The sequence below is a fragment of the Ancylobacter novellus DSM 506 genome (assembly GCF_000092925.1).
In the GTDB taxonomy this organism is placed as follows: Bacteria; Pseudomonadota; Alphaproteobacteria; order Rhizobiales; family Xanthobacteraceae; genus Ancylobacter; species Ancylobacter novellus.
In genome coordinates this window covers 2,183,007-2,209,103 of sequence record NC_014217.1, presented here as the reverse complement: position 1 = coordinate 2,209,103, position 26,097 = coordinate 2,183,007, and the positions used below count along the sequence as shown (strand labels likewise).

The 26,097-nt window shown below is 67.6% G+C and carries 30 protein-coding genes and 1 riboswitch; of the genes, 17 read left to right on the top strand and 13 right to left on the bottom strand.

Translation table 11 applies throughout. The annotated features are described in order from the left end of the window. Positions 1 to 31 precede the first annotated feature (31 nt). Together SNOV_RS10535 and SNOV_RS10530 are read right to left on the bottom strand one after the other, a co-directional pair. The gene (locus SNOV_RS10535; protein ID WP_013166910.1) at positions 32 to 628 is read right to left on the bottom strand and encodes a LysE family translocator; all 597 of its coding nucleotides are present in this window, start codon (positions 626 to 628) and stop codon (positions 32 to 34) included. A gap of 150 nt (positions 629 to 778) precedes the next feature. Beyond that, complete coding sequence (locus SNOV_RS10530) at positions 779 to 1,594, bottom strand: universal stress protein (protein ID WP_013166909.1); 816 nt, start codon at positions 1,592 to 1,594, stop codon at positions 779 to 781. Positions 1,595 to 1,824: 230 nt separating this feature from the next. On the opposite strand from SNOV_RS10530, the gene SNOV_RS10525 reads away from it, so the two are divergent. The 3 genes from SNOV_RS10525 to SNOV_RS10515 all read left to right on the top strand — a co-directional run bounded on the left by SNOV_RS10525 (position 1,825) and on the right by SNOV_RS10515 (position 3,967). Further along, positions 1,825 to 2,274 (top strand): c-type cytochrome, encoded by a 450-nt coding sequence (locus tag SNOV_RS10525; RefSeq protein ID WP_013166908.1) that lies wholly within the window; start codon positions 1,825 to 1,827, stop codon positions 2,272 to 2,274. 1 nt (position 2,275) lies between these two features. Continuing rightward, positions 2,276 to 2,980: a cytochrome b/b6 domain-containing protein gene (locus SNOV_RS10520; RefSeq protein ID WP_013166907.1), complete on the top strand. Its 705-nt coding sequence runs from the start codon at positions 2,276 to 2,278 to the stop codon at positions 2,978 to 2,980. A gap of 66 nt (positions 2,981 to 3,046) precedes the next feature. Beyond that, positions 3,047 to 3,967, top strand: coding sequence for a DMT family transporter (locus tag SNOV_RS10515; protein WP_041782176.1), 921 nt, complete (start codon positions 3,047 to 3,049; stop codon positions 3,965 to 3,967). 188 nt (positions 3,968 to 4,155) lie between these two features. Here the strand turns inward: SNOV_RS10515 and SNOV_RS10510 are convergent, their stop codons facing one another. Next, complete coding sequence (locus SNOV_RS10510) at positions 4,156 to 4,392, bottom strand: Lrp/AsnC ligand binding domain-containing protein (protein ID WP_013166905.1); 237 nt, start codon at positions 4,390 to 4,392, stop codon at positions 4,156 to 4,158. Positions 4,393 to 4,518: 126 nt separating this feature from the next. Next, positions 4,519 to 4,617: riboswitch (TPP riboswitch) on the top strand. Between the two features lie 57 nt (positions 4,618 to 4,674). Here SNOV_RS10510 and thiD point away from each other — a divergent pair. Together thiD and SNOV_RS10500 are read left to right on the top strand one after the other, a co-directional pair. Then, a complete protein-coding gene (thiD, locus tag SNOV_RS10505; RefSeq protein WP_013166904.1) occupies positions 4,675 to 5,481 on the top strand; it encodes a bifunctional hydroxymethylpyrimidine kinase/phosphomethylpyrimidine kinase in 807 nt (268 codons plus the stop codon). A 195-nt stretch (positions 5,482 to 5,676) separates the two neighbouring features. Continuing rightward, positions 5,677 to 6,861 carry an MFS transporter gene (locus SNOV_RS10500; protein WP_013166903.1) on the top strand — a complete coding sequence of 395 codons (1,185 nt, stop codon included), beginning with the start codon at positions 5,677 to 5,679 and terminating at the stop codon, positions 6,859 to 6,861. Here the strand turns inward: SNOV_RS10500 and dgcA are convergent. Continuing rightward, positions 6,831 to 7,808, bottom strand: coding sequence for an N-acetyl-D-Glu racemase DgcA (dgcA, locus tag SNOV_RS10495; RefSeq protein ID WP_013166902.1), 978 nt, complete (start codon positions 7,806 to 7,808; stop codon positions 6,831 to 6,833). The genes SNOV_RS10500 and dgcA overlap by 31 nt on opposite strands. Before the next feature lie 262 nt (positions 7,809 to 8,070). Here dgcA and SNOV_RS10490 point away from each other — a divergent pair, with 262 nt between their 5' ends. The 4 genes from SNOV_RS10490 to SNOV_RS10475 all read left to right on the top strand — a co-directional run bounded on the left by SNOV_RS10490 (position 8,071) and on the right by SNOV_RS10475 (position 11,805). Further along, entirely contained in the window at positions 8,071 to 9,219 is a 1,149-nt protein-coding gene (locus SNOV_RS10490; RefSeq protein WP_013166901.1) for an MlaE family ABC transporter permease, read from the top strand. A gap of 92 nt (positions 9,220 to 9,311) precedes the next feature. Continuing rightward, positions 9,312 to 10,076 (top strand): ABC transporter ATP-binding protein, encoded by a 765-nt coding sequence (locus SNOV_RS10485; RefSeq protein ID WP_049785816.1) that lies wholly within the window; start codon positions 9,312 to 9,314, stop codon positions 10,074 to 10,076. Positions 10,077 to 10,085: 9 nt separating this feature from the next. Then, positions 10,086 to 11,132 carry an MlaD family protein gene (locus SNOV_RS10480; RefSeq protein ID WP_013166899.1) on the top strand — a complete coding sequence of 349 codons (1,047 nt, stop codon included), beginning with the start codon at positions 10,086 to 10,088 and terminating at the stop codon, positions 11,130 to 11,132. A gap of 40 nt (positions 11,133 to 11,172) precedes the next feature. Then, positions 11,173 to 11,805 (top strand): ABC-type transport auxiliary lipoprotein family protein, encoded by a 633-nt coding sequence (locus SNOV_RS10475; RefSeq protein WP_041782174.1) that lies wholly within the window; start codon positions 11,173 to 11,175, stop codon positions 11,803 to 11,805. Between the two features lie 202 nt (positions 11,806 to 12,007). Here SNOV_RS10475 and SNOV_RS10470 read toward each other — a convergent pair whose 3' ends face one another. The 3 genes from SNOV_RS10470 to groES form a co-directional block, all read right to left on the bottom strand. Further along, positions 12,008 to 12,319 carry a GIY-YIG nuclease family protein gene (locus SNOV_RS10470; protein WP_013166897.1) on the bottom strand — a complete coding sequence of 104 codons (312 nt, stop codon included), beginning with the start codon at positions 12,317 to 12,319 and terminating at the stop codon, positions 12,008 to 12,010. Positions 12,320 to 12,545: 226 nt separating this feature from the next. After that, the gene (gene groL / locus SNOV_RS10465) at positions 12,546 to 14,183 is read right to left on the bottom strand and encodes a chaperonin GroEL (protein WP_013166896.1); all 1,638 of its coding nucleotides are present in this window, start codon (positions 14,181 to 14,183) and stop codon (positions 12,546 to 12,548) included. A gap of 45 nt (positions 14,184 to 14,228) precedes the next feature. Continuing rightward, positions 14,229 to 14,543 carry a co-chaperone GroES gene (gene groES, locus SNOV_RS10460; protein ID WP_013166895.1) on the bottom strand — a complete coding sequence of 105 codons (315 nt, stop codon included), beginning with the start codon at positions 14,541 to 14,543 and terminating at the stop codon, positions 14,229 to 14,231. 306 nt (positions 14,544 to 14,849) lie between these two features. Between groES and SNOV_RS10455 the strand changes: the two genes are divergently transcribed. The 3 genes from SNOV_RS10455 (at position 14,850) to SNOV_RS22605 (ending at position 17,639) form a co-directional block, all read left to right on the top strand. Then, on the top strand, positions 14,850 to 15,164 hold the full coding sequence (locus SNOV_RS10455) for an usg protein (protein WP_013166894.1): 315 nt from the start codon (positions 14,850 to 14,852) through the stop codon (positions 15,162 to 15,164). A 138-nt stretch (positions 15,165 to 15,302) separates the two neighbouring features. Then, positions 15,303 to 15,905 (top strand): exopolysaccharide biosynthesis protein, encoded by a 603-nt coding sequence (locus SNOV_RS10450; RefSeq protein ID WP_013166893.1) that lies wholly within the window; start codon positions 15,303 to 15,305, stop codon positions 15,903 to 15,905. 339 nt (positions 15,906 to 16,244) lie between these two features. Further along, positions 16,245 to 17,639 (top strand): DUF2235 domain-containing protein, encoded by a 1,395-nt coding sequence (locus tag SNOV_RS22605; RefSeq protein ID WP_013166892.1) that lies wholly within the window; start codon positions 16,245 to 16,247, stop codon positions 17,637 to 17,639. Here the strand turns inward: SNOV_RS22605 and SNOV_RS10440 are convergent. Continuing rightward, positions 17,574 to 18,320, bottom strand: a complete 747-nt coding sequence (locus tag SNOV_RS10440; protein WP_013166891.1) for an SDR family oxidoreductase — start codon at positions 18,318 to 18,320, stop codon at positions 17,574 to 17,576. The two genes, SNOV_RS22605 and SNOV_RS10440, sit on opposite strands and share 66 nt — an antisense overlap. Positions 18,321 to 18,346: 26 nt before the next feature. Here SNOV_RS10440 and SNOV_RS10435 point away from each other — a divergent pair, with 26 nt between their 5' ends. Beyond that, positions 18,347 to 18,559, top strand: coding sequence for a hypothetical protein (locus SNOV_RS10435; RefSeq protein ID WP_013166890.1), 213 nt, complete (start codon positions 18,347 to 18,349; stop codon positions 18,557 to 18,559). 107 nt (positions 18,560 to 18,666) lie between these two features. On the opposite strand, the gene SNOV_RS10430 is transcribed toward SNOV_RS10435, so the two are convergent. From SNOV_RS10430 to SNOV_RS10410, 5 genes are all read right to left on the bottom strand, one after another. Further along, positions 18,667 to 19,413: a proteasome-type protease gene (locus SNOV_RS10430; RefSeq protein ID WP_013166889.1), complete on the bottom strand. Its 747-nt coding sequence runs from the start codon at positions 19,411 to 19,413 to the stop codon at positions 18,667 to 18,669. 103 nt (positions 19,414 to 19,516) lie between these two features. Further along, positions 19,517 to 20,353 carry a transglutaminase family protein gene (locus SNOV_RS10425; protein WP_013166888.1) on the bottom strand — a complete coding sequence of 279 codons (837 nt, stop codon included), beginning with the start codon at positions 20,351 to 20,353 and terminating at the stop codon, positions 19,517 to 19,519. Between the two features lie 19 nt (positions 20,354 to 20,372). Then, positions 20,373 to 21,317, bottom strand: a complete 945-nt coding sequence (locus SNOV_RS10420) for an alpha-E domain-containing protein (protein ID WP_013166887.1) — start codon at positions 21,315 to 21,317, stop codon at positions 20,373 to 20,375. A 12-nt stretch (positions 21,318 to 21,329) separates the two neighbouring features. Next, positions 21,330 to 21,953 (bottom strand): LysE family translocator, encoded by a 624-nt coding sequence (locus SNOV_RS10415; protein ID WP_013166886.1) that lies wholly within the window; start codon positions 21,951 to 21,953, stop codon positions 21,330 to 21,332. 254 nt (positions 21,954 to 22,207) lie between these two features. Then, positions 22,208 to 23,629, bottom strand: coding sequence for a circularly permuted type 2 ATP-grasp protein (locus SNOV_RS10410; RefSeq protein ID WP_013166885.1), 1,422 nt, complete (start codon positions 23,627 to 23,629; stop codon positions 22,208 to 22,210). A gap of 204 nt (positions 23,630 to 23,833) precedes the next feature. Here SNOV_RS10410 and SNOV_RS10405 point away from each other — a divergent pair, with 204 nt between their 5' ends. From SNOV_RS10405 to SNOV_RS10390, 4 genes are all read left to right on the top strand, one after another. Then, positions 23,834 to 24,577 (top strand): competence/damage-inducible protein A, encoded by a 744-nt coding sequence (locus tag SNOV_RS10405; RefSeq protein ID WP_013166884.1) that lies wholly within the window; start codon positions 23,834 to 23,836, stop codon positions 24,575 to 24,577. 103 nt (positions 24,578 to 24,680) lie between these two features. After that, positions 24,681 to 25,187, top strand: coding sequence for a xanthine phosphoribosyltransferase (gene gpt / locus SNOV_RS10400; RefSeq protein WP_013166883.1), 507 nt, complete (start codon positions 24,681 to 24,683; stop codon positions 25,185 to 25,187). Between the two features lie 10 nt (positions 25,188 to 25,197). Next, positions 25,198 to 25,584, top strand: coding sequence for a hypothetical protein (locus SNOV_RS10395; RefSeq protein WP_013166882.1), 387 nt, complete (start codon positions 25,198 to 25,200; stop codon positions 25,582 to 25,584). An 87-nt stretch (positions 25,585 to 25,671) separates the two neighbouring features. Further along, positions 25,672 to 26,082: a DoxX family protein gene (locus SNOV_RS10390; RefSeq protein ID WP_013166881.1), complete on the top strand. Its 411-nt coding sequence runs from the start codon at positions 25,672 to 25,674 to the stop codon at positions 26,080 to 26,082. Positions 26,083 to 26,097 lie beyond the last annotated feature (15 nt).

Genomic DNA, 26,097 nt, shown 5'->3' with positions numbered 1-26,097 from the left:
CGCTTTTATGACGGATGCTGCATCGCAGCGTTCACACAAATAGCATCAAGACGCTGCCCGCCACCAGTGCCGCCATCGCATAGTTGACCATGCGTCGCTGTCGTGGCGACGACATGAAGCGTGCGAGCAACACTCCGAAGCCGGCCCACAGGCACAGCGAGGGGAAGGTCACCAGCCCGGTGACGAGGCCGAGCAGCAGAACCTCGGCGAAGAGATGCTCGCCGCCGACCGTGGTGAAGGCCGGGATAAGGCTGAGCGCGAAGGCCCAACCCTTGGGATTCACCCACTGGAACAATGCCGATTGCAGCACCGTCATCGGCTGCTCGACGGCGGTGCCGCCGCCCGGCCCGTCGGCATTGGCGATCTTCCAGGCGAGGAAGAGCAGATAGGCCGAGCCGACGACCTTCAGCGTGACGTGCATATAGGGGATCGCCATGAACAGCGTCCCCAGCCCCATGCCGATCGCCATCAGCATGACGAAGAAGCCGAACGTCACGCCCCAGATCTGCGGCAGGGTGCGGCGGAAGCCGAAGGCGGCGCCCGAGCCCGCGGAGATCATGTTGTTGGGGCCCGGCGTGATCGCGCCGGCGAGCGCGAACAGGAACAGCGGCAGCAGCTGGTTGGACACCGGGCACTCCAGATATGTCAGTCATGCTGACACGTGCCCGACACAGCTAGGCCGCCGCTTTGCGCCGCGCAACCCGAAACCGCCAAACAACAATGCCGCCGGCCCGTTTCCAGGCCGACGGCATCCCGCAAGCGGCGATAAGGGTATCGCTCAGTGGGCGATGAGCAGCGCCACCGGCGGATCTACCAGCAGCGAGGCGGTGACGCCGCCGAGCACCATCTCGGCGAAGCGCGAGCGGCTATAGGCGCCCATCACCAGCAGGTCGGCGCCGAATTTCTGCACCTCGTTGGTGATGGCGTGGCCGGCATTGCCCTCGGCGACGTGGCGGTGCTTGGCGTTGACGCCGTGGGTGGCGAGCCAGGCGGCGAGCTTGGCGCCGGAATCGGCGGTGGTGGTGTCGCCTTCCTCGACGGTGAACACCTCGACCTCGTCCGCGGCGGCGAGGACCGGCAGGGCGAAGCGCACGGCATGGCCAGCCTCACGCGAGGGCTTCCAGGCGATGAGTACCTTGCCGATTCGCGCCGGCACCGGCTTGCCGGTCGGCACCACGGCCACCGGGCCGTTGCAGGCCATCGCCAGATGCTCGGGCAGGGTGGCGGCGAGCTGGTCGTCGACCGTGCCGTAGGGGGTCTCGCTGACGACGGTGATGTCGGCGAAGGCCACGGCCTCGCGCAGCGAGGAAGCAACCTCGCCCTCGATCGTCTCCCAGCTGGCTGCGAGCCCGGCGGCGGCGGTCGCCTGCTCGAACTGAGCCTTCAGGCCGCCTTCCTTTTCTTTGGCCTCACGCACCAACTCGTTGACGTAGATCGACAAAGCACGGCCGACCCGCGGCACGCCGGCGGGATAGAGCGTGTACAACCCTTTGATCGCGGCGCCGGACTGGCGGGCGAGCGCCACCGCGAAGGCGAGGCGGTCGTTGAAACCCGAATCGGGCGCGGCATGCAGCAGGACGGTGCGGATGGACATAGGCGCTTCTCTCCGGTGGCGACATTTGTTGAATCTAACCTAAGGTCAGACCGCGCCGATGGAAATTCGGAAAACCACGATCCGCAAGAGCCAGTAGGTATTTTTTATGCCGCGCTCGCCGCCGCGCTTCACGAGCGCGCGAACGAAGGTGCCGGGCGGTTGTCATTGTTTGGAGCGCCAATAAGGTGGCGGGCGTGTTGCGTCGCAGCACGTCATGAGGGGAGTATTTCATGTTTCGTCGCCTGGCGGTCGCTGTCGCCGCCGCCTCGTTCGCCGCTGTCGCGGCTACCGCCGTCGTCGCCCAGTCCGATGTCGTCAAGGAACGTCAGACCCTCCTGAAGGAGTTCGGCACGGCGACCCGCCCGGTTGGCGGCATGCTGCGCGGGGGGACGCCCTTCGACCTCGCCACCGTGCAGACGGCGCTCGACACCTACATCAAGAACGCTAAGCTGCTGCCGACCCTGTTCCCCGAGGGTTCCGGCCCGGGCCCGGACACCGAGGCGCTGGCGACGATCTGGCAGAACAAGGCCGATTTCGACGCGCGCTTCGCCAAGCTCGGTGCGGATGCCGCCGCCGCCCGCGCGGCCATCACCGACGAGGCGAGCTTCAAGGCGAATTTCCCGGCGGTAGTGCGCAATTGCGGCGCCTGCCACGACACCTACCGGCTGAAGAAGAACTGAGGTGAGCGCGATCGATTCTCCCGCGCCGGCGGTCGTGCTGGCGTGGGACCTGCCGACCCGCATCGCCAAATGGCTGCTCGCCACGCTGGTCGGGCTCGCCTTCGCCAGCAAGTATTTCGGCGATGTCGGCCTCGTTTGGCACCAGTGGAATGGCCTCGCCATCCTCGTGGTGCTGGTGTTCCGCCTGCTGTGGGGCTTCGTCGGCGGCTCGACCGCGCGCTTTGCCGACTTCCTGCGTGGGCCGGGCGCCGCCGTCTCCTATGTGACGAGCCTGCTGCGCGGCCGGCCGCAGCACTTCCTCGGCCATAGCCCGCTCGGCGGCTGGGCGACGCTGGCCTTGCTGGCGCTGGTGGGGACGCAAGCGCTCACCGGGCTGTTCGCCTCCGACGACATCATCGTCTACGGGCCGATGACGCCGGTGGCGAGCGACGAGACCATCGCGGCCGCCTCGGCCTGGCACCAGCGGATCTATGTGTATCTGCTGGCGCTGCTCGGCCTGCATGTCCTAGTGAACTTCGTCTATTCGCTGTTCGGGCGGGACAATCTGATCCGCGCCATGGTCAGCGGCCGCAAGCGGGCCGGCACCTATGCCGACCCCGTGCCGGCGACGCCGGGCTCGGTCGCGTGGGCGCTCGCCTGCCTCGTCGTCGCCATCGTAGTGGTGTTCGGCGGCATCGCGCTCGCCGGGGGCGATCCCTTTCCCTGAAAAAGCCTGAAATACCAGCGTTTTGCGCTTGCGAGCCGGTCAAGACTCGTGCTCCAAGGCGCCATCATGAATGCGCTCAAGGGCATCGCGCTGCAGATCGGCGCGACGTTCCTCTTCACCATCATGCAGGCGCTGGTGCGTATCGTCTCGGAACGGATTCCGACCGGCGAAGTGGTGTTCTCGCGCTCGTTCTTCGCGCTGTTCCCGCTGCTGGCGATGCTGGCCTGGCGCAACGAGATCAGCGCCGCGGTGCGTACCGCCCATCCGTTCGGGCATATCCTGCGCGGTACCATCGGCGTCACTTCGATGAGTCTCGGCTTCTCCGCCCTGGCGCTGATCCCGCTGGCGGACGCGACGGCCATCAGCTTCACCGCGCCGCTGCTGACCGTGGTTCTGGCGGCGCTGGTGCTGCGCGAGCATGTGCAGACCTATCGCTGGGCGGCGGTGTCGGTCGGCCTGTGCGGCGTGGTGCTGATGCTCTGGCCGCACATGTCCGGCGAGTTCGACACCACCGACCATGTGCTCGGCGCGGTCCTGGCGCTGTTTGCCGCCGGCTTCACGGCGGGCGCGATGATCCAGGTGCGGCGCCTGACCGAGACCGAGACGACGCCGGCCATCGTGTTCTATTTCCAGGCGCTGGGCGCGGTGGCGGGCCTCGCCACGGCGGGCTGGGGCTGGGTGATTCCGGGGTTCTGGGACGCGGTGCTGCTGCTGACCATCGGCCTGCTCGGCGGTGTCGGGCAGATATTGCTTACCGAGAGCTACCGCTATGCGCCGGCCTCGGTGGTCGCGCCCTTCGCCTATTCGGCGATGCTGTGGTCGCTGCTGCTCGGCTTCGTGCTGTTCGCCGAGGTGCCGCCGGTGCTGGTAGTCGTCGGCGCCGGCGTGGTCATCGGCGCCGGCATGTATGTGATCTGGCGCGAGCGCCGCCCCGGCGCGCGGCGCGAGGACATACCGGCCCCGCCGCCGGGAGCGCCGGAAGCTTGAGAGCCTGCCTCGTAGTCGCGCTGCGGGGCGGCGGGTGCCGCCCTTGGACCGTCATCCCCGGGCTTGGCCCGGGGATCCACGACTTGCCGGGCGCCGAGACGAACCGAAGTCGTGGATGGCCGGGCCAAGCCCGGCCATGACGAGCCTCCAAGCACCCCGGTCGCGTTTACGAGTCAGACTCTGAAACTTCAGAAGGCCTTGAAGGTGATGATGGTGCGCGTGTCCTGGATGCCCGGGAAGAGCTGCACCTTCTCGTTGACGAAATGGCCGATGTCGGCGTCATCCGGCACGTAGAACTTCACCAGCAGGTCGAATTCGCCGGCGGTGGAGTAGATCTCCGAGGCGATCTCGGCGTCGGCGATGGCGTTCGCCACCTCGTAGGAGCGGCCGAGGTGACATTTGATCTGCATGAAGAAGGGGACCATCTCGGGCGTTCCGGCTGCTTGTCGGGAGGCCGATAAGGATCAGAAGCCGCAGGCGCGCGCAACCCCTTCGACCGCGCCTCGCGCGTTGCGCTTGCAAGCGCAGGCGGCTTCGCCTATCTCGCGGAAACGATCGCGTTGGGGTGCCCTTATGGGCTGAGAGGCGGTGAGCCAACCCACGAACCTGATCCGGGTCATGCCGGCGGAGGAAACGGATCGCGCACGCCCGCGGCGGGTCTCCGCGCCGGCGACGCCTCCATCCGAAGCCGGCGAGGAGGCGTAGTCATGGGCGGTTCCACACCTATCGCGGTCACGATCGCGGGCTCGGATTCGGGCGGCGGCGCCGGCATCCAGGCGGACCTCAAGACCTTCTCGGCGCTGGGCGTCTACGGCGCCAGCGTGATCACCGCGCTCACCGCCCAGAACACTCTGGGCGTCACCGGCATCCACGACGTGCCGCCGGCCTTCATCACCGCGCAGATCGACGCCGTGTTCTCCGATCTCGCGGTGGACGCGGTGAAGATCGGCATGCTCTCGCGGCCCGAAGCCATCGAGGCCGTGGCGAAGGGGCTCGACAGCCACGGCCCGGCGACCGCCGTGCTCGATCCGGTGATGATCGCGGCCTCCGGCGACCGGCTGCTGGTGCCGGAAGCGGTGGAATCGCTGCGTTCGCTGCTGCTTCCCCGCGCGTTCCTCATCACCCCGAACCTGCCCGAGGCGGCGGCGCTGCTGGACGAGCAGTCGGCGCAGGATATCGAGGCGGTGCGCCGGCAGGCCGAGCGCCTCCTCGTCCTGGGGCCGCGCGCGGTGCTGATCAAGGGCGGGCACGGCGAGGGGCCGGACAGCATCGACGTGCTGCTCGACGAGGATGGTTTCCTGGAGCTCAGTGCGCCGCGCGTCGTCACCCGCAACACCCACGGCACCGGCTGCACGCTCTCCTCCGCCATCGCCGCCGGCCTCGCCAGGGGGATGGCGCTGCGGCCGGCGGTCGAGGCGGCGAAAGACTACCTCACCCGCGCGCTCGCCCGCTCGGAGGAGCTGGAGATCGGCCACGGCCACGGCCCGGTGCACCACTTCCACGCCTGGTGGTGACGCCACCATCTGTCACCAGTGGCGAAAATGGTGACATTTGCGACGCCACCGGTGGCATTTGGCGACCATTGGTGGCATCGGCGCGATGGTGGCAACGCCACCGGTGACAGGACCGGCGCAATCCGTGCTCGCAAGGCCGGCTGCCGGCTGCTATCGAGGCCGCGATCATCCGCGAGTCCTCAAGGCGAGATTCCTTTGCCCGTCCTCGCCCCGCGCCACGCCATCGCCGCCGTCTATGCCGGGCTGTTCTTCGGCATCGGCGTCTACATGCCGTTCTTTCCGGTCTGGCTCGCCGGGCGCGGCTTCGACCCGGCGCTGATCGCCTTCGCGCTGGCGCTGCCGATGTCGGTACGCCTGTTCACCACGCCGCTCGGCGGCATCCTCGCCGACCGCAGCGGGCGGCCGCGCGCGACGCTCGTCTTCTACGCGCTGATGACGGCGCTGTGCTTCGCCGGCATCGCTCTCGCGCCCAACGCCGTGCTGATCCTGGTCGGGCTGGGGCTCGCGGCCAGCTTCTGGCAGCCGAGCCTGCCGGTGCTCGACGCCTATGCGGTCGCGCGGCGGGCGGAGGGCGTGCTCGACTATGGACGGGTGCGGCTGTGGGGCTCGCTGTCCTTCATCGGCGGCAACCTGCTGGCCGGCCTGCTGCTCGGCGGGACGCTCGTTGCCGCCCTGCCGCACGACACGGTGATCTGGCTCATCGTCGCCGGCAGCGTTGGTGCTGCCGCAGCCGCACTGCTGCTCGACGAAGCGAAGCCGGCTCAGCGGGCGCAGAAGGAGGCGGCCGGCCGGGGTCTCGTCGGCCTGGCCCCGGTCCTGCTGGTCGGCATCGGCGCGGCGGCGCTGATCCAGGCCTCGCATGCGGTGCTCTACACCTTCGCCTCGATCCACTGGCACGGGGAAGGGCTGTCGGACACGACGATCGGCCTGCTCTGGGCGCTCGGGGTGATTGCCGAGGTGGTGCTGTTCCATTCCGGCACGCGGGTGACGCGGCGGCTCGGGGCGGAGAAGCTGCTGCTGCTCGGCGGCCTCGCCGGCGTCGTGCGCTTCGGCATCATGGCGCTCGGCCCGCCGCCGCTGCTGCTCCTCGCCTTGCAGCCGCTGCATGCGGCGACCTTCGGCTGCACCTATCTCGGCACGGTGGAACTCGTCGCCCGCCATGCGCCGGCCGGGCGTGGGGCGAGCGTGCAGGCGATGGCCGCCTGGGCGACCGCCATCGCTATGACGGCGGCGACGCTTGCGGCCGGGCCGCTGTGGGAGGCTTTCGGCGCGCTTTCCTTCCTCGCCTCGGCGCTGCTCGCCGCCGGCGGCGCCGTGCTCGCCGTGGTCGCCGGGCTGATGCGGACGGCTCAGCCCCAGAGCGCCGGCTCGGGCGGATAGACCACGCTGCCCTCGTAGCGCAGCGAGGGCTCGCGGTCCCGCGCCAGCAGAAGCGGGCCGTCGAGGTCGACGAAGCGGGCAAGGGGGGCGAGCAGCATGGCCGGCGCCATGGCCAGCGAGGTCGCCACCATGCAGCCGACCATGATGTCGAGCCCGGCGGCGCGGGCGGCGCGGGCGAGCGCCAGCGCCTCGGTCAGGCCGCCGGTCTTGTCGAGCTTGATGTTGAGCGCGTCGTAGCGGCCGACGAGCTGCGGCAGGCTGTCGAGCCCGTGCGCGCTCTCGTCGGCGCAGACCGGCACCGGCCGCGCGGTGTAGGCGAGAAGCGCGTCCTCGGCCGCCGGCAGCGGCTGCTCGACCAATTCGATGCCGGCATCGGCGCAGGCGGCGAGGTTCGAAGCGAGGTTCGCGGCCGTCCAGCCCTCATTGGCATCGACGATGAGGCGCGTGCCCGGCGTCGCCGCCCGCACCGCGGCGATGCGTTCGGGATCGCCGTCCGTGCCGAGCTTCAGCTTGAGCAGTTCGTGACCGGAGGCGCGGGCCGCCTCGGCCATGGCTTCCGGCGTGTCGAGGCTGATGGTGAAGGCGGTGATGGCGGGCTGCGGCGCCGGCAGGCCGGCGAGCTCATAGGCCGGCGTGCCCGTGCGTTTCGCCTCGAGGTCCCAGAAGGCGCAGTCGATGGCGTTGCGTGCGGCGCCGGGCGGCAGGAGCGAGGACAGCTTCTCGCGCCCCATGCCGGCGGCGACCGGGGCGGCGAGGGCGGTCAGCGCCGCGGCGACATCCTCCACGCTCTCACCGTAGCGCGCATAGGGCACGCATTCGCCGCGGCCGACGAGGCCGTCCTCGTGCAGCTCCACAAGGACCACGGCAGCCTCGCTCTTCGAGCCGCGGGCGATGGTGAAGCTGCCGCGGATGGGAAAGCGTTCAGGCGTGACGACAAGCTGGGCCATGGCACCGACATGAGCAGGGGCGTCGGTCACGAATCAGTGGCCGTCCGATGAGCATAATGCGCCGCAGCAAGGCGATGGCGTCGCTCGAAAGGCACAGTCGTGGCGATTAAGTGTCCTATTTCCAAGATGAAATCGAATATGACAGCCGACGCCTCGACGGCCTCCGGGCCTACGGCTAAGAAACTCATGGGGAATCTGGCGAATGGCGCATGCCGGGCGAGGATCGTCCGGCGCGCGTCTCAGCCCATCAGGAGAGCCGCTCTTGGGAGCCGCTGAGGCACCGCTTCTGGCCACCGCCCGGCATGGCCGCGAACTCGTTTTCGTGGGCAATGGCCGCTGGGTCGCGGGGCAGGGCCGGGCGCTGGAAGGCGGCGTCGACACGGCGCTCGCCGAGCTGAAGGTCGGCGCGGTGGAGACCGCCCGGCTCGACCTTTCCGGCGTGCGCGGCTTCGACACGGTCGGCGCGGTGATGGTCGACCGGCTGCTCCGCGCGCTCGAGGTTGCCGGGGTGCGCTTCCAGATCGTCGGGCTGGAGCGCCGCTTCCGCCCGCTGCTCGACGAGATCGTCAAGGGCAGCCACGACGTGCCGCCGCGCCGGCACCACGTCAACGCGGTGATCGGCGGCATCCAGCTCGTCGGCCAGACGGTGGTCAACACCGGCCGCGACAGCCTGGTGTTCCTTTCCTTCATCGGCGCGGTGGTCGCCGCGCTGCTGCGGGTGATCGTGCGTCCGCAGACCTTCCGCGGCACCTCGATGGTCTATCACCTGGAGCGCACCGGGCTGCGCGCGGTGCCGATCATCGCGCTGATCACCTTCCTCATCGGCTGCATCATCGCCCAGCAGGGCATTTTCCATTTCCGCAAGTTCGGCGCGACCACCTATGTCGTCGACATGGTGGGCATCCTCACCCTGCGCGAGCTCGGCGTGCTCATCGTCTCGATCATGGTCGCCGGCCGCTCGGGCAGCGCCTTCACCGCCGAGCTCGGCTCGATGCGCATGCGCGAGGAAGTCGACGCGCTGCGCGTCATGGGCTTCGACCCGAACGAGGTGCTGGTGCTGCCGCGCCTCGTCGCGCTGATCATCGCCGTGCCGCTGCTCACCTTCATCGGCAACATGTGCGCGCTGTTCGGCGGCGGGCTGGTGGCCTGGCTCTATGGCGGCATCTCGCCGGAGATCTTCCTCAACCGGCTGCAGGAAGCGATCGCGCTGAACACCTTCGAGGTCGGCATGATCAAGGCGCCGTTCATGGCCGCCATCGTCGGCCTCATCGCCTGCATGGAAGGCATGCGGGTCGGCGGCAGCGCCGAATCGCTCGGTGCCCACACCACCGCCGCGGTGGTGAAGGCGATCTTCCTCGTCATCGTGGTGGACGGCCTGTTCGCCATGTTCTTCGCCGCGATCGACATGTGAGGCGCCCGGTGCATCCTCAGACCGATCCCGCACAGCATGACGGCACGGCGGCGACGCCGGGCACGCCCCACATCGTGGCGCCGGGCGAGCCGATCATCCGCGTGCGCGACCTCGTCGTCGGCTTCGGCGAGCGCGTCGTGCTCAAGGGCCTGTCGCTCGACGTGATGCGCGGCGAGATCCTAGGCTTCGTCGGCGCCTCGGGCGGCGGCAAGTCGGTGCTCACCCGCACCATCCTCGGGCTGGTGCCGAAGCGCTCGGGCACGGTCGAGGTGTTCGGCGAGGACCTGGACACGCTGAGCTATGGCGAGCGGCGGCTGCTGGAGCAGCGCTGGGGCGTGCTGTTCCAGCAGGGGGCGCTGTTCTCCTCGCTGACCGTGCGGCAGAACATCCAGTTCCCCATGCGCGAATATCTCGACCTGTCGCCGCGGCTGATGGACGAACTCGTCGTCGCCAAGCTGGAGATGGTCGGCCTGCCGGCGGACACGGCGGAGAAGGCGCCGTCCGAACTTTCCGGCGGCATGATCAAGCGCGTGGCGCTCGCACGCGCGCTCTCGCTCGACCCGGAAATCCTGTTCCTCGACGAGCCGACATCGGGTCTCGACCCCATCGGCGCGGGCGAATTCGACGACCTCATCGCCACCCTGCAGCAGACTTTGGGGCTCACCGTATTCATGGTAACCCACGATCTGGACAGCCTTCATACCGTCTGCGATCGCATCGCGGCACTCGCCGAAGGCAAGGTAATCGCAGTCGGGCCTATCGAGACCATGCTGGCGTCGGATCATCCGTGGGTTTCCGCCTATTTCCACGGCAAGCGCGCGCGCGCGGCCGGCTTCGTGCAGGACGGGGGGCGCTGAGGCCAGGACATGGAAACACGCGCCAACTACACCATCATCGGCCTGTTCACCCTCGCCGTGGTCGCCGCCGGCTTCTTCTTCGTCTGGTGGTTCACCGGATTGAACAATCGCGGGCCGCGCACCTCCTACGACGTCGTGTTCAGCGGCGTGGTGAGCGGGCTGCAGACCGGCTCGGCGGTCACGTTCAACGGCATCCCGGTCGGCGAGGTGACGGGGCTCAGGCTCGACGCGCAGGACCCGCGCAAGGTCGTCGCCACCATCGCGGTGCAGCCGAACACGCCGGTGAAGTCCGACACCCGCGCCAATCTCGATTCGACGCTGCTGACCGGGCTGTCCTCCGTCGGCCTTGTCGGTGGCTCGACCGACGCGGCGCCGCTGCCGCCCCCGCCGGAGGGCGAGCTGCCGCGGATCGACGCCAACACTTCCGCGGTGCAGGACCTGATGCGCTCGGCGCGCGAGGTGCTGGGGCGGGTCGACGACATCGCCACCCGCATCGACGACCTGCTGCGCGCCAACGATTCCAAGATCGCCTCGGTGATCGACAACGTCGACAAGTTCAGCAAGGCGCTGGGCGACAACGCCCAGAACATCGATGCCTTCCTCAGGCAGGTCGGCGGCGCGGCGGACCGCATCAGCACGCTCGCCAACAACCTCGACAAGGTCGTTACCTCCTTCGACCCGAACAAGGTCGGCGACACGATCGACGACGTGAACCGCTTCACCCAGCAGCTCGACGGCATGGCGATGAAGTTCAACACCATCCTCGACAACGTGAACTCCATGACCACGAGCGAGGAAGGCAAGGGCATGTTCAACGAGATCAGCAGCGCGGCGACCGAGATCCGCAAGCTGGCGGTCAATCTCGACAAGCGCACGGCCGAGCTTTCCACCAACCTGAACCAGTTCACCGGCCCGGGCCTGCGCCAGTACGAGGCACTGGCCGCCGATGGACGCAAGACGCTGGCGGAGATCGACCGCGTGTTCCGAAAATTCGAGCGTAACCCGCGCCAGTTCCTCTTTGGCGGGTCGAATATTCCCAATTACAGTGGACGCTAGGATGGGGATCCGGGAAAGTTTCGGGGGCAGGGGCGTTCGCGTGGAATTCGGGAAGAGAGGTCGCGGGCTCGGCCGCAGGCTGGCCGGCTGCGCGGGCACCCTCGCTGTCGCCCTGACGCTGGGCGGCTGCGGCGCCATCCTCGCTGGCGGCGACAAGTCCGTGCCGACCTTCGACCTGACCGCGCCGAGCGACTTCAACGCGCCGCGGCGCGGGACGGGGCTGCTGGTCGTCGGCCCGCCGACGGCGCTGGCGGTGCTCGACACCGAGCGCATCGTGGTAGAGCCGGCGCCCGGCCAGATCACCTATCTCAGCGGCGCGCAGTGGAGCGACCGGCTGCCGGCGCTGTTCCAGGCGCGGCTGATCGAATCCTTCGAGAACGGCAACCGCGCCCGCTCGGTGGGGCGCGCCGGCGACGGGCTCACCGCCGACTACACGCTGCTGACCGACCTGCGCAGCTTCGGCCTGCAGACCTCCGACGGCGGACCAGTGGCGGTGGTCGAGGTCTCCGCGAAGATCGTCGGCGCCACCTCGGGCCGCATCGCCGCGGCGCAGGTGTTCAAGGCGAGCGCCCCCGCCGCCTCGACCAGCGGCCCGCAGGCCACCCAGGCGCTGGACGCCGCCTCGGACCAGGTGTTCATCGAGATCGTGCGCTGGGCCTCGAGTCGTTTCTGAGGCTTAGCGCGGGTTTTTGAAGTGAGATACGAGCTGGGCTCGCCTCGATCACTTCCACGAAGCAACGTCATCCTGAGGTGCCCGGCGAAAGCCAAGCCTCGAAGGATGCTCGTCCGGGTGCACGGTGCCATCCTTCGAGGCTCGCTGCGCTCGCACCTCAGGATGACGGTGCGGAGGGTCTGGATGACGGTCTCCTAGGAGTTCATTCCTTCGCCATCTTCCGCCGCGCCGAGGGGCGGCGCGCGTGAGAACTCACCGCGCTCCATTCGCCGCGTGCCAAAGCTTCCTTCTTGGCGCGGCTCCATCCCTTCAACTGCTGTTCGGCCGCGATAGCGTCCGTGACGCGCTCGAAATAGTCGGACCAAACGAGCGTCACCGGACGGCGCTTGAAGGTGTAGCCGGGAAACGCTCCGCTCTGATGCTCGGCGATGCGCTTATCGAGCGTCTGGCCGGTGGCCGAACCGACGTAGTAGGAGCCATCGTCACAGCGGAGCATGTAGACGAAAGCGCCCATGATCGCTCCCGGATGAGCATCCTTCGAGGCCCGGCTGTGGCCGGGCACCTCAGGATGACGTTGCTGGGGATCATGGGCAACAGGGTCTCTGCGCTCCCATCCCGTACGCCGTCATCCTGAGGTGCGAGCGCAGCGAGCCTCGAAGGATGGCCGGTTTAGAGCCCCAAAAGAAAAAGGGCGCGGCTTTCGCCGCGCCCTTCCGTATTGAGAAGCGGTTGGACTTCGATCAGAAGTCCATGCCGCCCATGCCGCCGCCCGGCATGGCGGGGGCCGCGGCGCCCTTCTTCGGCAGCTCGGCGATCATCGCCTCGGTGGTGATGAGCAGCGAGGCGACCGAGGCCGCGTTCTGCAGCGAGGAGCGCAGCACCTTCGCCGGATCGATCACGCCCGCCTTGAACATGTCCACATACTCGCCCGACTGCGCGTTGAAGCCGTAGGCGTAGGTGTTCTTCTCAAGGATGCGGCCGACGATCAGCGAGCCGTCCTCGCCGGCATTGCTGGCGATCTGGCGCGCCGGGGCCTGGATCGCCTTGCGGACGATGTCGACGCCGGTCTTCTGGTCGGGATTGGCGGTGGCGATGTTCTCGAGCACCTTGGTGGCGCGCAGCAGGGCGACGCCGCCGCCCGGCAGGATGCCTTCCTCGACCGCCGCGCGGGTGGCGTGCAGCGCGTCGTCCACGCGGTCCTTCTTCTCCTTGACTTCGATCTCGGTCGCGCCGCCGACGCGGATGACGGCAACGCCGCCCGCGAGCTTGGCCAGACGCTCCTGCAGCTTCTCGCGGTCGTAGTCCGAGGTGGTCTCCTCGATCTGCGCCTTGATCTGCGAAACGCGGTCGTTGATGTCCTTCTTGGAGCCGGCACCGTCGACGATGGTGGTGTTCTCCTTCTCGATCACCACCTTCTTGGCGCGGCCGAGCATGGCGAGGGTCACCGAGTCGAGCTTGATGCCGAGATCGTCGGAGATGGCGGTGCCGCCGGTCAGGATGGCGATGTCCTGCAGCATGGCCTTGCGGCGATCACCGAAGCCCGGAGCCTTGACGGCCGCGACCTTGAGGCCGCCGCGCAGCTTGTTGACGACGAGCGTGGCCAGGGCCTCGCCCTCGACGTCCTCGGCGATGATGAGGAGCGGCTTGGAGGTCTGCACGACGGACTCGAGGACCGGCAGCAGCTCCTGCAGGCCGGAGAGCTTCTTCTCGTGGATGAGGATGTAGGGGTCCTCGAACTCCACGCGCATCTTCTCGGCGTTGGTGATGAAGTAGGGGGAGAGGTAGCCGCGGTCGAACTGCATGCCCTCGACCACGTCGAGCTCGGTCTCGGCGGTCTTGGCTTCCTCGACCGTGATCACGCCCTCATTGCCGACCTTCTGCATCGCCTCGGCGAGGAACTTGCCGACATCGGCGTCGCCATTGGCGGAGATGGTGCCGACCTGGGCGATCTCCTCGTTGGAGGTGACCTTGCGGGCGTTCTTCTTGAGGTCGGCGACGATGGCCTCGACGGCGAGGTCGACGCCGCGCTTCAGGTCCATCGGGTTCATGCCGGCCGCGACCGACTTGGCGCCCTCGCGCACGATCGCCTGGGCGAGCACGGTAGCGGTGGTGGTGCCGTCGCCGGCGAGGTCATTGGTCTTCGAGGCCACTTCGCGCACCATCTGGGCGCCCATGTTCTCGAACTTGTCCTCGAGCTCGATCTCCTTGGCGACGGTGACGCCGTCCTTGGTGATGCGGGGAGCGCCGAAGCTCTTCTCGATGACGACGTTGCGGCCCTTCGGACCGAGGGTCACCTTCACCGCGTTGGCGAGGATGTCGACGCCGCGCAGCATCTTCTCGCGCGCGTCGCCCGAAAACTTAACTTCTTTGGCAGACATGTGATTTTCTCCGGTGAAGCGTTGCGAGCAGCCTTGGAAGCTGCCTCACGCGGCCTTCTTGGCCGAGGTGGTGGCTTCCAGCACGCCGAGGATGTCGGCTTCCTTCATGATGAGGTAGTCGGTGCCGTCGATCTTGACCTCGGTGCCCGACCACTTGCCGAACAGCACGCGGTCACCGGCCTTGACGTCGAGCGGGACCAGCTTGCCGGCCTCGTCGCGCGCGCCGGGGCCGACGGCGACGACTTCGCCCTGCGAGGGCTTTTCCTTGGCGCTGTCGGGGATGATGATGCCGCCCGCGGACTTCTCCTCCGCGTCGATGCGCTTGACCACAACCCGGTCATGCAGGGGACGGAACTTCATCGGTTCTCTCCACAAATCCTGGACGATCGTTTGATCCGGCAAGCGCCGGGACGACGCCGTGAAGGCCATCGCACCCGCTACGCTGCCGCGGGGACATCTAGGCGGCGGCGCAAAGGCGCGCAAGGGCGCGGCGGCAAAAAATTAGCAGTCGCGGTTAGTGAGTGCCAGCGCTTGTCACACAGGCCTGTCAGCACTCCGTCGTATATGCTGCCAGTGCATTGATTTTGCACGCGAAAATGAAACTTTGGCCTTGTCGCGCGGATTGTCCGACCGCACAATTCGACTCATCGCGACAGGAGGTTCCGCATGGGAGTTCATGGGGTATCGTCTAAGGGCGTGGGGCCGGCGACGACGGTGTCGGAGGATTTCCGCCGGCAGCTCGCCGGCTACGGGCTGACCACGGCCCGCATCCTCTACCGCATGCCGGACCACCCGGCGATCCTGCAAACCTATCTCTGGCAGCATTACGATCTCTGCCCGCATTTTCCCGAGCTCAACCGCTTCCTCGACTTCTGGAAACGGGAGCTGGAAGGCCCGCTGCACTCGGTGACGGTGGCGCATGCGCGGCTGATCGGGCCGGCCGAGTTGCGCAGCGTCGACGGGGTTTTCAGCCTGAACTGAGAAGCGCCGCGCCTTGCCGCTTCCACCGGCCATTTGACCGCACTGCCCTCACCTTGCCGCCTTCGACGTGCTATGAGGGCGGCGAAATGGGTGCCGACCCGGCGTCCCAAGTCGAGATGAAGGCACCTGGTCAGGCCCGTGGATCACCGCTCGCCGCGCACGTCGGAGTTGCTCTCCGCCATCGTGACCGCCCATTCGGCCGAGCGCATCGGCGTCGGCGAGGTGGTGCACGCGCTGCGCAACCGCGCCTTCGGCCTGTCGATCCTGCTGCTCGGCCTGCCGAACTGCCTGCCCATGCCGCCCGGCCTGCCGGTGATCTGCGGCATATTGCTCTGCCTCGTCGGCGGGCAGATGGTGGTGGGGCGCGACGAACTGTGGCTGCCGCGTTGGCTCGCCAACCGCACCATCTCGCGCGCGCTGCTGGAGCGCATCGTCAACGGTTCGCTGAAGTGGATCCGCCGCTTCGAGAGCTATTCGCGCCCCCGCCTGCACTATTTCTCCTCGCCCTCGGCGCGCTTCGTGCTGGGCGGGCTGGTGGTGGTGCTCGGCCTTCTTCTGCTGCTGCCGATCCCGATCTTCGGCAACCTGCCGCCGGGCATCGCCGTGGCGATCCTCGGCCTCGGGCTGGTGGAGCGCGACGGCGCCTTCATCTTCGCCGGCGTCGTCGCCACGCTGGTCAGCCTCGGCGTGATGGGCCTTTTGAGCTGGATGCTGTTCCAGGGCGCGCTGGCCGTCATCTGACGAAGACTTCCGGAAGAACCTCATCCCGGGGCGCTCGCACCTCAGAGTCCGCCACGTAATCCCACCTTCCCTCATCCCCGGGCTTGACCCGGGGACCCAGCCCTTAGGTCAGCGCCAGGCGGACAGCCTGGGTGGCCGGGTCAAGCCCGGCCATGAGGGCCAGAGGTTAGGAATTGCAGAGCCAAACTGAATTGCGGGTCAGGCTCTCGGGACGACGATCGGTCCTACGGGAGGACCTCGAGGGGACTGGAAGGCTCATAAATCAAGAGTTGTATTTCCGCATATGCAACCATAGGATGCTACCGCTGTCTGGGCACAATCGATCGTGTGGGGGCGGGGATGGCATCGAAGACGAGCGGGGCTGCTGCCCCTAATCCACGCAAGCGGCTGATCCTGTGCCTCGACGGCACATGGAACACGGCGGACGGCGACGAGATCACCAACATCGTCCGGCTGCGCGACATGCTGCAGCCGGGGACCGCCGACGGCATCGAGCAGCGCATCTATTACGACGAGGGCGTCGGTACGCTCGGCGGCTTCGACAAGTATATCGGAGGCGGCGTTGGCAAGGGTCTCGATGTCAATGTCCGCCAGGCCTACCGCTTCCTCAGCCAGTTCTACGCGCCCGGAGACGAAATCTACATCTTCGGCTTTTCGCGGGGCGCCTTCACCGCCCGCAGCCTCGCCGGCTATATCGGCGCCAGCGGACTGTTGCGGCAGGACAGCTGTAACCCGGTGAACGAGGATGCAGCCTGGGCCTATTATCGCACCGACGCCAAGGACCGTTATCCTACCGAAGGGCTCAGGCTCGGTGGCCTATGCCATGCGGGGGTGCGCATCCGGGTGCTCGGCGTGTTCGACACCGTGGGTTCGCTTGGCATTCCGCTCAGTGTGGCGACCTTCCGCGACAGGCGCTTCCAATTCCACGACACGACGCTTTCCTCGATCATCGACCATTCGCTCCACGCTGTGGCCATCGACGAGAAGAGGCGATTCTTCCCACCCTCCCTATGGCAGGTGCCGCAGCACGCCAATTACCGGACGGTCGAGCAGGTCTGGTTTCCCGGCGTGCACGCCGACATTGGCGGCGGCTATGGAGCGGGTGGCATCGGTGCCTTGACCTTGAAGTGGATGCTTGACCGCATAGATGCGCTCAACACGAAGGAGGGGCGTCCTTCCCTCGTCTACCGCGACGGAGAACCGAGCATCCCCAGGCAGGCGAGCCCCATCGCCATTCATGAATCGCGCAGCTGGAAATCAATCATCAGCAATAGTTTGCCGACGATCCGCATCATCTCGCAGCAGCGCCCGGTGAGGAATGGCTCCGCCATGTTCAGGCTTGCTGCCTTGCCTCCTCATGCCCGCCCGATCGGTGAGTTCGTGCATGTTTCCGCGCTCGCCCAGTTGCATTGCAAGAGCGGTCGGAAGGGGCAGGGCTACGATCCGCTCAACTTGCGCTACGCCCTCGATCAGCTGTTCTCGTCGGACCATGTGGCACTGAAGCGGCCGACCGTTCGTCTCGGCTTTGTCGGGGAGAACGGCAACCCGCTCGACTGGATCGCCGACGAGGACGATGCCAACGAGCTCTCCGCCGCGCTGCCTTCCGAATATCTCGATCCGCTGGACAGGGCGCGGACGGCATGGGCCGCGAGCGCGGCCCCCGCGCCGTCAGGCCCGCCCGACGAAGGGGGCGGCCGTCGCCATGAGGGTCATGAAGAGGACGTTGGCGTCTAGCGGCAGGCCGGCCATGTGGGCGACCGCCCGGCCGGCATGGACGGGATCGAAGGTCGGCTCGACCATGAGCTGGCCGTTCGGCTGAAGGATGCCCGTCTTCATCTTCACCGCCATGTCGGTATCGGCATTGCCGATGTCGATCTGGCCGCAGGCGATGTTGTGGGCGCGGCCTTCCAGCGCGACCTGCTTGGTCAGGCCGGTGACGGCGTGCTTGGTCGCCGTGTAGGGGCCGGTGAACGGGCGCGGCGTGTGGGCGGAGAGCGAGCCGTTGTTGATGATGCGCCCGCCCTTGGGGTCCTGCGCCTTCATCAGCCGGATGGCGGCCTGCGTGCACAGGAACACGCCGGTGAGGTTGACGCTCACCACGCGCTGCCAGTCCTCCAGCGGGACGTCCTCGATCGGCATGCCCGGCGACCAGCCGCCGGCATTGTTGAACAGCACGTCGAGCCGGCCGAAGCGCTGCTTCACCGCCTCGAACAGTGCGGCGACGGAGGCGGGGTCGGCGACGTCCGAGGTCACGGCATGCCCGCGTCCATCCATCGCTGCCGCCACCGTCTCCAGCGGCTCGGCGCGCCGGCCGGTGAGCACGACGGTGAAGCCGGCCTCGCCGAGGGCGAGCGCGGCGGCCTTACCGATGCCGCTACCGGCGCCGGTGACGAGGGCGATGCGATTGGCGTTCATGATGGTTCCTCCCAGGGCCGGCGAAGATGGACGAGAGGCGCCGCACGGGCAAGATCGCGCCGGGGCTGCGCCGAAATGCGACGGGAACGCACCGCAATAAGGAACCTCGAAGACTTGTCCGCGTTATCGAGGCGGCAGACAAGTCATTCGAACGGGAGGCGAACCACATGCCCGCTATTCTGATGTGGCTTATCGGTATTCCGATTCCGATCATCATCCTGCTCTACCTCCTCACCTGACGGTGATGAGGTGAGCGCCGCCGGACGACCCGGCGGAGCCGATGAAGCTACGGGCCGGCCATGTGAACGACATGGCCGGCCCATGTCGTTTCACGAGTCGTTTCGGCTCAGCGCTGGCGGCCGTAGGGCGGCCGGGGAATGGAGTTATGCGCAGCCCGCAGGGCTGCCGACCAACGCTCGCGCAGATCGTGGAAATAGGGCTCGCCCGGCTCGATCCGGTAGCTGAGCTCGGATTGGCCGGCGTCGCGGCGCGCGACGAGGATGTCGATCGGCATGCCGACCCCGAGATTGGAGCGCATGGTCGAGTCCATCGAGATCAGGCCCGACTTCAGCGCGTCGTAGATGTCCATGTCGAAGGCGATGGAGCGGTCCAGCACCGGCTTGCCGTATTTGTGCTCGCCGATCTGCAGGAAGGGCGTGTCGGCGGTGCATTCGATGAAGTTGCCGGCCGAGTAGATCATGAACAGCCGCAGCCGGCCGCCATTGACCTGGCCGCCGAACAGGAAGGAGACGTCGAAGCGCACATCGGCGTCCTTCAGCGCGGCGCCGTAGAGCTCGTAGACGTGGCGCACGGCGCGCCCGACGAGCTGGGTCGCGCGGAACATGCTGGTGCAGCTCGTCAGCGTCTCCCTCTCGCCGGTCTCGGTGTTCTCCAGGCCCTCCTGCAGCGTCGAGATGACCGCCTGCGAGATGGAGAGGTTGCCGGCGGTGGCGAGCGCCAGAACATGCCGGCCCGGCTCCTCGAAGACGTGGAGCTTGCGGAAGGTCGACACGTTGTCGAGCCCCGCATTGGTGCGGGTGTCGGCGATCATGACGAGGCCGTCACGCACCAGGATACCACAGCAATAGGTCATGAACGGCGCTTTCCCCTGGCCCGCCGCGGCGGCGCGAGGCCGGCGGCTGTTCCCGCGCCCTTATAGCGGGGCGCTTTCCTGACGGGCAACCTCGGCCCGGTGTTCAGCCCTGAATCTGCCGGCTCGACTGGTCGACCTTGAGGGCGACGGTGAGGTTCTCGTCGCCGCCGCCATAGCGGTTGCCGCGCACCGGCGCGGCGCCGAGATAGTCGAGGCCGACGGCGACCCGCACATAGGCGTCGGTCGGGCATTGCCGGTTGGCGGCGTCGAAGCCGATCCAGCCGAGCCCCTCCACATGCGCTTCCGCCCAGGCATGGCCGGCCTGATGGCCGGCGCGCTGCTCCGGCTCCGCGCCGTCGCCGACCAGATAGCCGCTGACATAACGGGCGGGGATGCCGAGATGGCGGGCCCCGGCGGTGAAGATGTGGGCGAAGTCCTGGCACACGCCGCGCTTCAGCTCGAAGGCCTGCGTCGCGCTGGTCGAGGCATGGGTCGGGTCGGGATCGAAAGTCATCGCCTCGGCGACGGCCTCCATCAAGAGATGCAGCTTGGCAATGCGATCGGCCTCGCCGGCGGTCGCGGTCTCGGCGAAGCCGGCGAGATCGGCGTCGGCCGTGGTGAGGTCGGTGGCGCGCAGGAACAGCGAGGGCGGGAAGCGCTCGCCGATGCCGCGGATGACGCCGGCGGTGTCCTGCGTCTCGACCTCGCCCTCGACCAGCACGCGCAATTCGCCGATCGGGCCGTCGATGGCGAAGGTGTGGGTGAGGTTGCCGAAGGCGTCCTCATGCGCGCGCAGCCGGCAGCCTTCCGACACGTCGATGCGCCAGGAGACGACGTACTGGCCGTCATGGTTGCGCGGGGTCAGCCGCAGCGCCTGGATCGCGCCGTGCGCCGGCGGATCGTAGCTGTAGAGGGTGGCGTGGTTCACATGGATACGCATGACGCGAATGCCGGTTGGATCACAGCAGGTACTGCTCGGTGACGGTCGAGCCGAGCCGGTTGTTCTCGGTGACGAAGGAATCAATGTACTCGTGCAGCCCGGTCTGGAAGATGTCCTCCATCCGGCTGTTGCCGAGCTTGGTCAGGGTCGAGCGGGCGATGCGCTGGGCGCTGCCCTGGCGTCCGTAATAGGCGGCGATGTCGTCGAGGTGACGGGTGATGTTCTGGTAGCAGCTCGTCAGCGAGCGCGGCATCTGCGCGTTGAGGATGAGCAGGTCCGCCACCAGCCACGGCTTCACGCTCTCGCGGTAGACCCAGTGGAACGAGGTCAGCGCCGAGACCGAGCGCAGGATCGAGGCCCACTGGAAATAGTCGAGCGGCCCGCCGATGTGCTCGGATTCCGGCAGCAGCACATGATACTTCACGTCGAGGATGCGCGCGGTGTTGTCGGCGCGCTCGACATACATGCCCACGCGCGAAAACCAGAAGGCGTCGTTGCGCAGCATGGTGCGGTAGGCGGCGCCGTCGAAGCGCAGCGAGGTCTCCTTCACGAAGGAGAGGAAGCGCGCCAGCTCCTCGCGGGTCATGCTCTTGGTGGAATAGCGCTTCAGCTCCAGCCAGGCGGAGTTGATGGTCTCCCACATCTCGATGGTGAGCGCGGTGCGCACCGAGCGGGCATTGGTGCGGGCGATCTCGAAGCAGTTGCGGATGGAGGAGGGGTTCTCCGGCGCGAAGGCGAGGAAGCCGACGACGTTCTGCTCGTTGGTCTCGTCGCCGTGGAACTGCTTGAACAGGTCGGCGCAGCCGGCGGTCAGCAAAGCGGAGCGCCACTCATTGGTCGAGCCGCCATAGGCCGCCGGAAGCTGGGCGAGGCGCTGGGTGACGTCGAGGATGCGGGCGAGGCAGTCCGCCCGCTCCATGTAGCGGGAGAGCCAGTAGAGGTTGTCGGCAGTGCGTGAAAGCATGGGACCCGCGTTCTATTTGGCGTTGCGCCAGGCGAGGGTGGCGACGCCCGCCCCGATCAGGAAGGTGCCGCCGACCCGGTTGATGGCGGCGACGACGCGCGGATTGCGCACGGCGCCGCGCAGGCGGCCGGCGAGCAGCGCGTAGCCGAAGGCGTTGGCCGCCGCCAGCGCCAGGAAGGTGCTCTCGAAGATCGCCATCTGCGAGAGCCAGTCGCCGGCGGGGTCGAGGAACTGCGGCAGGAAGGCGACGAAGAAGGTGATGCTCTTCGGGTTCAGCGCGGTGACGATCCAGGCATGGGCGACCATGCGCGCGGGCGAGCCGACCGTGCGCTCCTCGGTGAGCGCGGCTTCGCCCCCGGCGCGCCAGAGCTTGATGCCGAGCCAGATCAGGTAGAGGGCGCCGATCCATTTCAGCACGGTGAACAGCGTGGCGGAGGTCGCCAGCAGCGCGCCGAGGCCGAGCATGGAGAGCGTCATGGCGGTGAAGTCGCCGAGCGCGACGCCGAGCGCCACGGGCAAGGCGACCTTCCGCCCCTGGCCGAGCGCATAGGAGACGACGAGCAGTATGGTCGGTCCGGGTATCACCAGAAGGACCACCGAGGCGGCGACGAAGGCCAGCCAGGTTTCGATGCTCATCGTTCTACGCTCCCCACTCTTACGTCATCCCGGCCGCCGCGAGGCGAGAGCCGGGATCGCTCACCAGTTCTGCCGACGATCCCGGATCGGCCTGCGGCCGTCCGGGATGACGGTTATTCCCCACCCGAAACCACGTCATCCTGAGGTGCGAGCAAGGCGAGCCTCGAAGGATGTTCATCGAGAGGACCATCCTTCGAGGCCCGGCTGACGCCGGGCACCTCAGGATGACGTGGCTTCACGTCGGGTCTGATCCGTCAATTCTCCTCCAACACCCAGGTGTCCTTGGTCCCTCCGCCCTGGCTCGAATTGACCACCAGCGAGCCGGCCTGCAGCGCCACGCGGGTGAGGCCGCCCGGCACGATGCGGACGCGGTCGGAGCCGGTGAGGACGAAGGGGCGCAGGTCGACATGGCGCGGCGCGATGCCCTCGTCGACGAAGGTCGGGCAGGTCGAGAGCGCCAGCGTCGGCTGGGCGATGAAATTGGTCGGGTCCTGCTTCAGCTTGGAGCGGAACAGCTCGATCTGCGCCTTGTCGGCGCGCGGGCCGATCAGCATGCCGTAGCCGCCCGAGCCGTGGACCTCCTTCACCACCAGCTCCTCGAGGTGGTCGAGCACGTATTTCAGGTGCTCGGCCTCGCGGCAGCGCCAGGTCGGCACGTTCTTCAGCAGCGGTTCCTCGCCAAGATAGAAGCGGATGATGTCCGGCATGTAGCTGTAGACCGCCTTGTCGTCGGCGACGCCGGTGCCGACCGCGTTGGTCAGCGTGACGTTGCCGGCATTGTAGGCGCTCATCAGCCCGGGCACGCCGAGCGCGCTGTCCGGCCGGAAGGCGAGGGGATCGAGGAAGTCGTCGTCGAGCCGGCGATAGATCACGTCGACCCGGCGCGGGCCCTCGGTGGTGCGCATGTAGACGACGTCGTTGCGCACGAAGAGGTCGCGCCCCTCCACCAGTTCGACGCCCAGCTTGTCGGCGAGGAAGGAGTGCTCGTAATAGGCCGAGTTGTAGATGCCGGGGGTGAGCACCACGACCACCGGATCGCTGCTCGCGGTGTGCGGCGCCAGCGATTTCAGCGTCGCCAGCAATTCGTCGGTGTAGTTCTCCACCGGCGCCACGCGGTTGTCGGCGAACAGCTCCGGGAACAGCCGCATCATGATCTCGCGGTTCTCCAGCATGTAGGAGACGCCGGAGGGCGTGCGGGCATTGTCTTCCAGGACGTAGAAGGTCTCCGAATCCACCCGCACCACGTCGATGCCGGCGATGTGGACATAGAGGTCGTGCGGCACGCGCTGGCCGTTCATCTCCGGCCGGAAGGCGGGGTTCTGGTAGACGAGGTCCTCCGGCACGATGCCGGCCTTGAGGATCTCGCGGCGGGAATAGATGTCGCGCAGATAGAGGTTGAGCGCCTTCACCCGCTGTTCCAGCCCGCGCGACATGCGCCGCCACTCGCCCCCGGTGAGGATGCGCGGGATGATGTCGAAGGGGATGAGGCGCTCCTGCGCATCGCTGTCGCCATAGACGGCGAAGGTGATGCCGATGCGGCGGAAGATGAACTCGGCTTCCTTCCGGCGATAATCGAGCACGTCGGGCGGGACGTCGCTCAGCCAGCGTGAGAGGGTGGCGTAGGCGGCGCGGATCGAGCCATCCGCATTGGTCATCTCGTCGAAAGCGACGGTCATTGGTGCAAATCTACTCCCCAACTCAGGCAAGTTAGCTACAAAGCGCGTGCCAGCGGAAGAGGCGGAAGAATCCGGACCGCGATAATCGGAAGATTGGGTGCGGTTTGCCCATTTGGCGGGCGCTCTGCCCTTGCTTGCGGCGTGGCATGCGTGGATTTGCGGCGGATGGTGAAAAATTCCGCTGCGTGAGGGAGGAGGAATCAGATGGCGGCGTCGAACGAGCCCGTGACGGCGGCGATCCTGGTCATCGGCGACGAGATATTGTCCGGCCGCACCAAGGACCGGAACATCGGCTATATCGCTGAATATCTTACCGCCATCGGCATCGACGTGCGGGAGGTCCGCGTGGTGCCGGATGTCGAGGAGGAGATCGTCGGCGCGGTCAACGCGCTCAGGGCGCGCTACACCTACCTCTTCACCACCGGCGGCATCGGCCCGACGCATGACGACATCACCGCCGATTGCGTCGCCAAGGCGTTCGGGGTGAGCATCGATGTGGATCCCCGCGCGCGCGCCATGCTGCTCGAGCACATCAAGCTCGAAGACCTGAACGAGGCCCGGCTGCGCATGGCGCGCATCCCGGCGGGCGCCGAACTGGTGCCGAACCCGGTCTCCAAGGCGCCGGGCTTCTGGATCGGCAACGTCATCGTCATGGCCGGCGTGCCGACCATCATGCAGGCGATGCTCGACCAGGTGGCGCCGAAGCTGAACACCGGCGTGCGCATGCTCTCCGAGACCGTGCGGGCGGACGCGCGCGAGGGCGATGTCGGCGGCCCGCTGCGCCTGATCGCCGAGCGGCATCCGGAGGTGAGCATCGGCAGCTATCCCTTCATGGGCGAGGACGGCCGGCCGAACACCAACCTCGTGGTGCGCGCGCGCGACCCCGAGAAGCTCGCCGCCGCGCTGGCCGAGGTGCAGGCCATGGTGGAGACGGTGGGGCGGCGCTGAGCCGCCGCAACCGGGGATTTCGCCCTTCGGCCACTGGAGAAGGCGGCGCGCTGCCGTTAATGATCTCGGCAACGTTCTATGCGAAGTCCGGGATTTCCTGCCCATGTCCGACGACCGCCAGAAGAAGGCCTTTCCGGTCTCCTGGGACCAGTTCCACCGCGATGCCCGCGCGCTCGCCTGGCGTCTCGCCGGGGCGGGGCCGTTCGCCGGCATCGTCTGCATCACCCGCGGCGGGCTGGTCCCCGCCGCCATCGTCGCCCGCGAGCTCGGCGTGCGCCTCATCGAGACGGTGTGCATCGCCAGCTATCACGACTACACCAAGCAGGGCGAGATGGAGGTGCTCAAACCCATCGCCGATGTGGTGAAGGGCGCGGCCGGCGCGAAGGGGCAGGGGCTCCTCGTCATCGACGACCTCGTCGACACCGGCAAGACCATGCGGCTGGTGCGCGAGATGCTGCCCGAGGCGCATGTCGCCACCGTCTATGCCAAGCCGCTCGGGCGGCCGCTGGTCGACACCTTCATCACCGAGGTCAGCCAGGACACCTGGATCTATTTCCCGTGGGACATGGGGCTGAGCTTCCAGCCGCCGATCCGCGACGGCGTGGCGTGAGGAGGGATCGATGGCGGGCGAATATGGCGGCTATGACGGGCCGGAAGACGAGACCGACGAGGAATATGACGCCGCCTATGAGGCGCACCGCACGGCGCTCTACGACATGCTCATCGCCTATGCCGACAAGGAGGAGCTGAGCGACGGCTTCGTGGCCCAGCTCCTCTCCGATCTCGGCCTGTCGCTGCGCATGGTCGCCTATGCCTCGGAGACCGAGAAGCCCTCCATCGGCGGGCTGCGGCTCGACCTCGACCGCTACACCCGCGAGCTCGGCGAGAGCGTGCGCGAGGCGAAGAAGCACGCCGCCGAGTTCATCGCCGACGCCAAGGCCGCGCGCGACGCGGAGGAGGGCGAGGAAGGCGAGGACGAAGCCGAACCCGACGCTCCGCGCTCGTAAGAAGGTTGCATGGCGCCGCCGCTCGCCTTTCCGCGGGCGCTGCGCTATGCCGTGGCGCGGCCCTGAACGCCGCTTGAGGAAGCTTCCATGACGCCCGCGCCGATCTCCGTCCTGCTGCGTTCGCCGGTCACGGCCTTCGTCGCGCGGCTGCTTCTGGTGTTCATGTTCCTCGGCAGCGGCATCTCGAAGATCGTCGACTTCACGGGCGCGCAGGCCGAGATGGCCTTCTTCGGGCTCAACCCGCCCTGGCTGTTCGCGGTGCTGACGATTCTCACCCAGCTCACCGGCGGCGTGCTGATCCTCCTCAACCGCGCCACCTGGCTGGCGGCGGGCGCGCTGGCGATCTTTACCGTCCTGACCATTCCGATCGCGCACCATTTCTGGTCCATGGAAGGGCCGATGGCGCAGCTCGAATTCTATTTCGCGGTCGAGCACCTGTCGGTGATCGGCGGCATGATGCTGGTCGCGATCCTCGCCGAGCGCACGCGCGCGGCCTGAGCGGCGAAGAGAGCC